This is a genomic window from Haloparvum sedimenti, assembly GCF_001462205.1.
Lineage (GTDB): Archaea > Halobacteriota > Halobacteria > Halobacteriales > Haloferacaceae > Haloparvum > Haloparvum sedimenti.
Genome location: NZ_LKIR01000121.1, coordinates 245,073 through 254,352, shown reverse-complemented (window position 1 = coordinate 254,352; position 9,280 = coordinate 245,073). Strand labels below are relative to the sequence as shown.

The 9,280-nt window shown below is 69.7% G+C and carries 10 protein-coding genes; 5 read left to right on the top strand and 5 right to left on the bottom strand.

Annotation, left to right across the window (positions count from 1 at the left end; translation table 11 throughout):
* Positions 1 to 657: 657 nt before the first annotated feature.
* Both AN233_RS08565 and AN233_RS08560 read right to left on the bottom strand, forming a co-directional pair.
* Positions 658 to 1,203, bottom strand: coding sequence for a hypothetical protein (locus tag AN233_RS08565; RefSeq protein ID WP_058366367.1), 546 nt, complete (start codon positions 1,201 to 1,203; stop codon positions 658 to 660).
* Positions 1,200 to 2,036 (bottom strand): NAD(+)/NADH kinase, encoded by an 837-nt coding sequence (locus AN233_RS08560; RefSeq protein WP_058366366.1) that lies wholly within the window; start codon positions 2,034 to 2,036, stop codon positions 1,200 to 1,202. The genes AN233_RS08565 and AN233_RS08560 overlap by 4 nt, the downstream gene beginning before the upstream one ends.
* Positions 2,037 to 2,155: 119 nt before the next feature.
* Here AN233_RS08560 and AN233_RS08555 point away from each other — a divergent pair, with 119 nt between their 5' ends.
* Positions 2,156 to 3,382 (top strand): KaiC domain-containing protein, encoded by a 1,227-nt coding sequence (locus AN233_RS08555; RefSeq protein ID WP_058366365.1) that lies wholly within the window; start codon positions 2,156 to 2,158, stop codon positions 3,380 to 3,382.
* Positions 3,383 to 3,460: 78 nt separating this feature from the next.
* A complete protein-coding gene (locus tag AN233_RS08550) occupies positions 3,461 to 3,880 on the top strand; it encodes a universal stress protein (RefSeq protein ID WP_058366364.1) in 420 nt (139 codons plus the stop codon).
* Positions 3,881 to 4,194: 314 nt separating this feature from the next.
* Here the strand turns inward: AN233_RS08550 and AN233_RS08545 are convergent, their stop codons facing one another.
* Both AN233_RS08545 and AN233_RS08540 read right to left on the bottom strand, forming a co-directional pair.
* The gene (locus AN233_RS08545; protein WP_058366363.1) at positions 4,195 to 4,683 is read right to left on the bottom strand and encodes an NUDIX hydrolase; all 489 of its coding nucleotides are present in this window, start codon (positions 4,681 to 4,683) and stop codon (positions 4,195 to 4,197) included.
* 454 nt (positions 4,684 to 5,137) lie between these two features.
* Entirely contained in the window at positions 5,138 to 7,018 is a 1,881-nt protein-coding gene (locus AN233_RS08540; RefSeq protein WP_058366362.1) for an ATP-binding protein, read from the bottom strand.
* 90 nt (positions 7,019 to 7,108) lie between these two features.
* Between AN233_RS08540 and AN233_RS08535 the strand changes: the two genes are divergently transcribed.
* Positions 7,109 to 7,444 carry a DUF7113 family protein gene (locus AN233_RS08535; RefSeq protein ID WP_058366361.1) on the top strand — a complete coding sequence of 112 codons (336 nt, stop codon included), beginning with the start codon at positions 7,109 to 7,111 and terminating at the stop codon, positions 7,442 to 7,444.
* A 21-nt stretch (positions 7,445 to 7,465) separates the two neighbouring features.
* Here AN233_RS08535 and AN233_RS08530 read toward each other — a convergent pair whose 3' ends face one another.
* Positions 7,466 to 7,864, bottom strand: a complete 399-nt coding sequence (locus AN233_RS08530) for a hypothetical protein (RefSeq protein WP_058366360.1) — start codon at positions 7,862 to 7,864, stop codon at positions 7,466 to 7,468.
* 311 nt (positions 7,865 to 8,175) lie between these two features.
* Between AN233_RS08530 and AN233_RS08525 the strand changes: the two genes are divergently transcribed.
* Positions 8,176 to 8,769, top strand: coding sequence for a hypothetical protein (locus AN233_RS08525; protein WP_058366359.1), 594 nt, complete (start codon positions 8,176 to 8,178; stop codon positions 8,767 to 8,769).
* A gap of 48 nt (positions 8,770 to 8,817) precedes the next feature.
* Positions 8,818 to 9,280, top strand: a 463-nt coding sequence (locus AN233_RS08520; protein ID WP_125920008.1) for a DUF4382 domain-containing protein, incomplete at its 3' end; no start/stop codon positions are given.

The window sequence follows — 9,280 nt, the reverse complement described above, 5'->3', positions numbered from 1 at the left end:
GTGTCGCCGCGACCGCGCGAGGGAGGGCTGGACGCGGCCGCGATGCGGTGCGGTTCCGCGGCCGCGTCCAGCCCGAGGCTGGGGAGGCGTGAGGCTGCGGGGCGGTGGCGGGGCGGTTGCGGTGCTGTGCGGGGCGGGACTGAAAGGGGCAGCCGGCTCGATCCGGCCCCGGCGCCGCAAGCGACGCGAGAGCGAAGCACTCGCTAGTCTGAGACTTCGTCTCAGACACCGCAGCGGGCGTTGTCTCCGGCGTCGCCGTGAGCGCGGTGGGGAGCGAACGGCGGCTCGAAAATCTCCGATTTTCGGCGCGCTACTGCACGCTGGAGGCCAGCGGGACGCGGTTTGTCCCGCGCGGCGGAGAGCGAGGAGCGCAGAGCGTGTCGCGTTCCCGCGAGGAACGAGCGGGAGCCAGTGAGTCGCAGCCCGGCAGCCCGCTACCGCAGGCAGCCCGGACCGTCTCACGACGGCTGGTCGAGCCGGCTGGGGCTTTCTGGGTGTTGCTGTTCCACGCAGCCGAAAGGACAGCAAAAACAAAAAACGCCGACGTGGCGGGGAGTCGGCTGGGACTTTCCGAGTGTCGCAGTGCCGGTCCGCGGGATCTACGCCAGAGACAAGACCGGACGTTCCTCGCGCTCTCCCGACGTCTTCTGGCCTTCCTCACTCCGCGTCAAGGTCGGACGCCTCGACGAACGCGTCGTAAAACTCCTCGCGGAGGTGGTCGCGCTGCCAGGCGTCGATCTCCGCGTCGTTCAGGGTCGCGCCCCACGCGGACAGCAGCGAGAGGAACGTCAGCATGCCGGGGACGAGCAGCGCGGCCGCGTCGAGCAGGAGGTCCGGCCGGAACAGGAAGAAGCCGACGCGCTCGCGGAGGCCGGCCCAGTCCGGTCCGAACAGCGCCCAGCGGAGCGCGAACGGGGCGAGAACCGCGGTCGCGACCGGGTAGGCGACGGCGTTCAGGACCGGTCCGCCCTTCGCGCGGGTGAACGTGACCGCGAAGTAGCCCCAGCAGAGCACCGACCCGCCGGCGCCCGCGAGCCGGCGGGCGGCCCTGTCGCCGCCGTGGTCGAGGACGCCGATGCCGCCGAGCAGGAGGGCCGTGGCGAGGTAACCGACCGCGAAGGCGACGACGCCGCCCGCGGCCACGAGCCCGCAGTCGAGCCGCGACTCGCCCGCGAACGGGGCGAGCCCGAGGGGGCGGTTCACGAGAGTTTTCCGAGCGCCTCGAAGTAGTCCGCGCTCGGCCCGGCGATCCGCATCGGGGGGTCGGTGCGCTCGACGGTGACGGAGACGGGGGCCTCGACCTCCTTCGGGTGGCGGCCGTCGCTGATGACGACGCCGGTGGTCCCCTCGCCCGTCAGCGTCACGGTGACGGTGCTGTCCGCCTCGACCGCCAGCGGCGGCATTCCCTCGGCGGCGCACATCTCGTTGACGACGAGCGTGTCGACGCTCGGGTGGACCAGCGGCCCGTCCTCGGAGAGGTTGTACGCGCTCGATCCGGTCGGCGTGGCGATCAGGACGCCGTCGGCGTGGCCGCCGGAGTAGAGCGAGCCGTCGACTCGGACCTCGTAGTCGGTGCCGCCGCCGTGGCCCCGTCGTGGCCCCTGCACGACGATCTCGTTGGCCGCCGGGTCCGAGGTCCACTCCTCGCGCTCGACGCGCGCCGCGATCCGGGGGACTTCTCTGGGAGTCATCCCCTCGCCGCGGTAGGCGTCCACCTCGCGGAGCACCGCCTCGCGAGCGTCGTCCGGGGGTACGGCGTTGAGGAAGCCAACCTCGCCGAGGTTCACGCCGAGGATCGGCGTGCCGCCGGCGTGGCGCCCCGCGAACAGGAACGTCCCGTCGCCGCCGACCGCGACGACGAGGTCGGCCCCGTCGAACGCGTCCATCGGACGGCCGACCTCCGACGCGTCGAGCGCCGCCGCGGTGGCCTCGTCGAACCACACTCCCACGTCCCGCTCGCGGAGTGCGCTCCGGAGGTCGTCCGCGAGGCTGGCGGCGCGGGGGTTCTCCCGCTGCGCCACGATCCCGACCTGCATGACCGGGCCTTGGCCACCCCGCGACTAAAGCGGACCGGGTGCGGGTCGGCGGGCAACCTTCAAGCCGACGGCCACCGACGGGGGAACAAGGACACCGCGGCGACGCGGTACGCCGCCCCATGAGCGAGGACGACGACTGGTTCGAACGCGCGCTGCGCGAGATCGAGGGCGAGAGCGGCGCGGCCGACGACGGGACCGATTCGAGCGAAAGCGAGGGAGACACCGTCGACACCGCCAACACCGACGGCTCGACCGAGAGCGACGGCCCCGACCGCGATGAGTCCACGGAGGACGCCGTCGACGACGGCCCCTCGAACTCCCCCGACGAGACGGCGGGTGCGGAGGGATTCGCCGGCTCCGAGGAACCCGGGGAAGCGTTCGGCAAGACCGGGGAGTCGGCAGGAGACCAGGAGGGAGCGTTCGGCGGCTCCGGAGGCTCCCCCGCCGGCGGGGGCGACGAGTTCGGGTTCGCGGACTTCGGCGGCGACGACGGTTCGGACGTTGGCGGAACCACACCCGAAACCGGGGGTGGAGGCGACGAGTTCGGGTTCGCGGAGTTCGGTAACGGCGAAGACGGCGGAGGCGCGGGCGGCGCGGGCGGCGGCTTCGGTGGAGGGACCGACTTCAACGAGGAGGAGTTCGAGTCGGACATCGAGCGCATCGACATCGGCATCGAGGGGCTCGACGACATGATCCTGGGCGGTGTCCCGCGACGCTCGCTCATCGCCTCCATCGGATCGGCGGGGACCGGCAAGACGACGTTCGCGCTCCAGTTCCTTCACGAGGCGCTCCGGAACGGTGACAAGGCGGTCTACATCACGCTGGAGGAGAGCCGGGAGGCGATCCTCTCGACCGCCGAGGAGAAGGGCTGGCCCTTCCGCGAGTACGAGGACGAGGGGCTGCTCGCGGTCGTGGCGCTCGACCCCATCGAGATGGCGAACTCGCTGGCGTCGATCCGCAACGACCTCTCCCGGCTCATCTCCGAGTTCGGCGCCGAGCGGCTGGTCCTCGACTCCGTCTCGCTGCTGGAGATGATGTACGACCACCCGGCGAGGCGCCGATCGGAGGTGTTCGACTTCACGCGGTCGCTGAAGGACGCGGGCGTGACGACGATGCTCACCTCCGAGGCCAGCGAGGAGAACGCCTACGCCTCCAGACACGGGATCGTCGAGTACCTCACCGACGCCGTATTCGTCCTCCAGTACGTCCGCCCCTCGGACTTCCGGGAGACTCGGCTCGCGGTCGAGATCCAGAAGATCCGCGACGCCAACCACTCCCGTGAGACGAAGCCCTACGAGATCACGGACAACGGCATCTCCGTCTACCAGCAGGCGAACATTTTCTGAACGGCACGCGGCACTCCCGACTGGCGGCAGGCTCGCCGCATGATGCCCTTTTTTGACGCTACCGACCGATCATCGACCATGAACAAACGGATCCTCGTTCCGGTCGATGGATCGGACAAGTCCGCGGCCGCGCTGTCGTTCGCGGCCGAGGAGTGGCCCGACGCGGAGCTGACGCTGCTCCACGTGATCAACCCGGCTGAGGCCGCCTCGACCGTCGAGGGGACGTTCCCCGGCGCGGTCGAGCAGTGGTACGAGACCGCCCGCGAGCGCGGCGAGAGGATCGTCGCGAACGCGGCGGAGAGCGTCGACCGCGAGGTCGAGACCCGCGTGGAGGTCGGCCGCCCCGCCCACACGATCGTCGAGGTCGCCGACGACATCGACGCCCACGGCATCGTCATCGGGAGCCACGGCCGCAAGGGCGTCTCGCGCGTCCTGCTCGGCAGCGTCGCCGAGTCCGTGATGCGCAACGCCGACCGGCCCGTGACGGTCGTCCGATAACGACCTTTTTCTGCGTCGGGTTCGCGCGCCGCGGGCGGCGCGCTCACCCATCCTTGAAAAATGTCGATCAAAAATGGGCCGCGGGCGGCGCTGCGGGCGCTGCGCGCCCTCGCGCCGCCGCGGTTCCACACCCTCGACAGAAACAGCACCGCACCACAACCTCGACAGAACAGCACCGCACCACAACCGCATCAGCACCGCGACCGCCTCAGCACCGCGACCGCCTCAGCACCACTACCGCCTCAGCGCCGCACCGCACAGGAACAGCACCGCACCGCTAGCGCACCGCGACGTGTTCCGTTTGTGAGAGTGGTTCAGTCAGTGGCTGCCGGCGTCGGGGTCGCGGTTACGTCGGCGTTTCCGGCTTCCGGAACCGCATCCGGGAGCGCGCGAAGGTAGTCGTCCAGGTCCAGCGCGAACTGCTCGTCGGTGGCCGGGTCGACCCACCGGAGGTCGAACGCGGCGCCGTGTTCGGCGCCGCCGTCACGGACGACGTGCGTCCACGCGTCGCGCGGTTCGTGGACCGTCGCATGGAAGAAGTGGCGCACGTACCGCTTCGGCGGATCGCGCCGCCGCGTCCAGACGTCGCTTGCGAGGTGCGAGACGTCCGCGAGCGTTGCCAGTCCCGTCTCCTCGCGAACCTCGCGGAACAGCGCCTCTCGCGGCCGCTCGCCCGACTCCAGCGTCCCCTTCGGGATCTGGAGACCGTCGTGGCCCGGTCCCTCGAACACCAGCACCTCCCCGGTCGAACGCGTGACGTACGCACACGCCTTCCCGACGTACGTCGGAGTAGATTGGTTCATGTTCACATGAAACAGGATCGGGCGCATAAATCCCCTCTGCGGTAGCGTATAAGGAACCCAAAGGATCGGGTCGGCTGAGACCGTCACACGAATGCCCGTACTTCCCTCTCCGTGGTTGCGAAGCGATCGCGGTGCTGCTGTGGTGCTGATGCGGTGCTGATGCGGTCGCGGTGCTGATGCGGTTGTGGTGCGGTGCTGTTCTGTCGAGGTTGTGGTGCGGTGCTGTTCTGTCGAGGTTGTGGTACGGTGCTGTTCTGTCGAGGTTGTGGTGCGGTGCTGTTCTGTCGAGGTTGTGGTGCGGTGCTGTTCTGTCGAGGGTGTGGTACCGCGGCGGCGCGAGGGCGCGTAGCGCCCGCAGCGCCGACCGCGGCCCCTTTTTGATCGACATTTTTCAAGGGAGCGGTCGCGGCGGCGCCTGCGCCGCCGCGACCCGACCGCAGAAAAAGGTCGAGGGTCAGTTGTGCCGCGTCACGCACTTCGGGAGGCCGGTCAACTCGACGGGTTCGGAGTTGTCGGGGGAGTAAACGACCATCTGGCCCTTCTCCATGTACGGGACCTTGCCGGCGAGGTTCGAGGGGATGTTGACGCTGGAGATGGCGTCCTCGTCGCCGAGGTTCAAGACGATCTTCGTGTTGATCTGCTTGAAGACGGGCTCGGCCACGTCCTGGGGATCCTGCGTGATCAGGAACAGGCCGAGTCGCTCCTTGCGGCCCTGCTTGGCCGCCTCGGTGAACTTCTCGATCACCTTTCGCGACTGGACGTTGTCGCCCTCCGCGAGGAAGTTGTGGGCCTCGTCCATCCCGACCAGCAGGGGCGTCTCCTTGATCCGGTCGCTGTCGGGATCGTTCGAGAGCTTGTCGTCGATGAGGAACGCGGACACCGCGAGGACGTACATCTCCTTCTGTCGGGACGTGGGCAGGTGGTACGTGGGAATCACCGTCAGTCCGCCGGGACGGACGAGGGTGTGGTCGAGCTCGGTGATGGGCTTGGCGTCGCCGTCGAAGACGCCGCCGGGTATCGATCGAACCCGCCGCATGACCGCCTCAAACGTCTTTTCGTGGACACGCCCGTTCTCGTCGAGCTCTTCCTTCAGTGCAGGATCGTCCAGATAGCTCAGGAACTGCTGATACGTTCCGGAGTTTCCGTGTTGGCGGAAGAACCGTCTCAGGAGGGTGTTGAGCGCGGAATATTGATTGTCATTGAGGCTGGCTCCAGCAATTAGCCAAGGCATATCGTACTCGTTTACGATCGAGAACGGGATTGTGAACGGCACCTGCTCGGCGCGGTGGCCCTCGCCGGGGTAGGTGGCGTTCCGGGAGGTGGGGATCAGCGCGACGGTGTCGTCGTGCCCGCCGTGAGCGACGCCCTCGCGCTCCAGCCGGCGCGCGAACTCGTCGTCGAGGTCCGGGTTGTCGTCGTGCATCTGCGCGTACTCGTCCTGCGGGTCGAACTGCACGACCGCCATCCGCGCCTCCCGGCCGTCGTCCATCGGGTAGGTCCGCTCCGCGTCGAGGTACTGCCGGAGGACGTTCTTCGAGCCGTGGGTCTTGCCGGACCCCGTCCCGCCCGCGACGAGGGTGTGTCTGAACACGAGGGGGTCGCCGTCCGCGTAATCGTCCTTCACGCGGTAGTCGACGGTCGGGGGGCTCGCCGCGGTCCGGATCTTCTCGCCGCCGACGGAGAGATGTCCGAGGAAGACGCCCTCCTCGGGGATCTTCAGCCCGGTCTTGATCTCGGCGGCGTCGGCGGCCTCCTGCACGAGTGCGCCGGGCTTCGGGACGCGGTCGGTCATCCGGCGCGAGAGGTCCTCGCCCGACCCGGAGACGACCGCGACCGGCTCCAGTTCGGCGACGAACTTGTAGTCGCGCTCGGAGAACTCCTCGCGGCGCATCTGCCGGCGCGCGTGGATCTCGGTGGCGTCGTCCGACTGGAACTCCTGTGCGTACTCCAGCCCCGTGATCCGACAGAAGAGGCGCTCGCCGTCCGGGTAGGGGACGAGCAGGTACTTCCCGAGGCGCACGGACTCGCGGTTCCCCGCGGTGACGAACGCGCGGAGAACGGTCTCCTCGGCGTCCTCCGCGACGCGGAGTCCCTGCGAGACGGAGACCACGCCCAACCCGGCGTCCTCGCCCGCCGGCTCGGCGTCGTAGCGCTCGAAGCCGTCGTCCGCGGTCGCGCCCGCGTCCGCGGCGGCCGGATCCGCCCCGTCCGCGTCCGTTCCGGTGTCGGCGTCGTCCCCGGTGCCGTCTCCGGATCCGGTCACCGCGTTGGCGCCGTCCGTGTCGGCGCCGTCGTCCCCGTCGCCGGAGAACTCCTCGAAATCCTCTAAGGTCATGCACGTCACACGACCGCCCACGGGCAAATCGCTTTCCCCGTGGGCGGCCGCAACCGACGCCTTTTGCTCCCGCGGCGCGTATCCCGAGCTATGCTACTCGTTCGCGGTCGCGGCGGCGGCACCGAACTGACCGGGACGGTGTTCGAGCGCGGCGAGGAGCCGCCGACGTACGCCGGCGCGCCGGACGAGGACGCCCCCTACGTCTGGGTCTGCGACTCCTTCTACGAGGTGGAAAGCGGCGGCTCCCCGCTGCTCGTCGACGGCGAGCAGATCCGGGTCGCGTTCGAGGAGCCGTCGCCGCGCGGGTTCGACACCCGGGAGGCGGCGCTGTCGGCGGCGAAGGAACACGTCCGCACGCAGTTCGCGCGCATCGGCGTCGACTCGGCGGACGTGGCGATCGAGGTCGAGCGAGCGGACGAGGCCTGAGGCCGTCCGTTTCGCGGCCGCTCACTCGGCGAGGCGGTCGGCTTCCAGCTCCGCCTGCTCGCTCGCGTGCGCGATCGCGGCGGCGTCGTCGCCCGTGTCGGGAACGGCCTCCTCGTACGCCTCGGCGAACGCGACCGCGACGTGATAGGCGTTCCCGCGTCCGTGGACCCGCGCGATCGGCTCGGCGCCGACGAAGTTCTCCGCGTCCCCCCGGACCAGCCCGACGACCCACTCGCGGCGGTCGGCGTGGGGGAGGTCCGGCTCGTCCGGGCGGATGTGGACCGCGCGCTCGCGGTCGGCGCGTTCGAACAGCGCCGGCTCCCGCGGGCTGTACTTCGACACGATGTGGTCAGGCGACTCGACCTCGGTCCAGGGACCCGGAAGCGGTCGGTCCCGGGCCTCCGATTCGTCGCTCGTCATGGACGCCGTATGGGTCGCCCGTCGCGTAAGCGTGATGGCTACGGCGGCGCTCCTGCCGGGCGCTCCCGACGGGAGTCTTCCCGGGCGTTCCGGCGGCGGTACTCCGATCGGCGCCGGTCGCCCGAGGCCCGACCGGCGCGCGCGCCGACCGGACGGTCACCGACTCGGGCCGCTGAGGCCGACCGCCGGAACTCGGATGGTGGAACCGCGTTTAATCGGGCTTAAATGGGCTTTAGACGGGCTCAAACTATCGAAACCCGACTTCGGCGCTTCCCCCCTTCAAGTTGCTCCCGGACCGAGCGGGAAGTGCGATGAACGCGAAAAAGCTCACAGTCGTCGCGGTGGTCGCGATGGTCGCCCTCGCCGGTCTCGGCGCGGCGGCCGGCGCCGCGACGCCCGCGGACGCATCGAACGCGAACGATAGTGCGAACGAGAGCGCCGGCGACGCGCCGGGCAGCTCCGGCGCGGCCGACGACGCTGGCGCTGCTGACGACGCGACCGACGAGGAGAACGACGCCGACGCGAACGAGAGCGCGAACGGGACCGACCGCGGCCCGAACGCCTCCGAGCGCCCCGGGAACGCGGGCCCGCCGAGCGACATGCCCGAGCAGGTCCCGGACCACGTGAGCCAGATCCACGACACGATCAACGCGTTCCTCGACGGTGAGGTCGACGATCTCGGCGCGGCGCTGAGCGACGTGACCCCGTCGGACGAGGAGGCTAACGAGGAAGACGCCGACGACGCGGACGAGGAAGACGCCGACGACGCGGACGACGCTGACGAGGAGGCTGAAGAAGCTGACGACGACAGCGACGAGTCGGACGACGAGGAGACCGAGGACGAAGAGACCGAGGACGAGGAGACTGAGGACGCTGACGACGACGAGACGGACGGCGACGCGTAAGCCCGCGTCGGCCGACAGCCATTTGTTTTCAATCATCCATATCCAGACATGAACCGTAACACACCCACACTCGACAGGCGGAGCTACCTGCGCGCGACCGGCGCCGCGGCGCTCGGCACGACCGCTCTCGCGGGCTGTATCGGCACCGCGACCGGGACGCTCGCGACGCGCGTCACCGACCAGCCAGGCGACATCGGCGACTTCGAGTCGCTGGTCGTCACAGTCGAGGGCATCTGGCTCGGTCCGCAGGGGGCCGACGCCGGAGACGACGACAGCGACGGCGAGACGGACGAGGAGTCGACCGCCGAGGACGATTCCGACGGCGAGTCGACGGCCACCGCGACGGAGGACGGCGAGGGGACCGCAGACGACGAAGACGACGACTCCTCCGGCCGCGAGTACCACGAGTTCGACGAGCCGCAGGAGGCGGACCTCGTCCAGCTCCAGAACGGCGAGACGCAGCTCGTCGGCGAGCACGAACTGGAGGTCGCGGAGTACGCGTTCCTCCAGC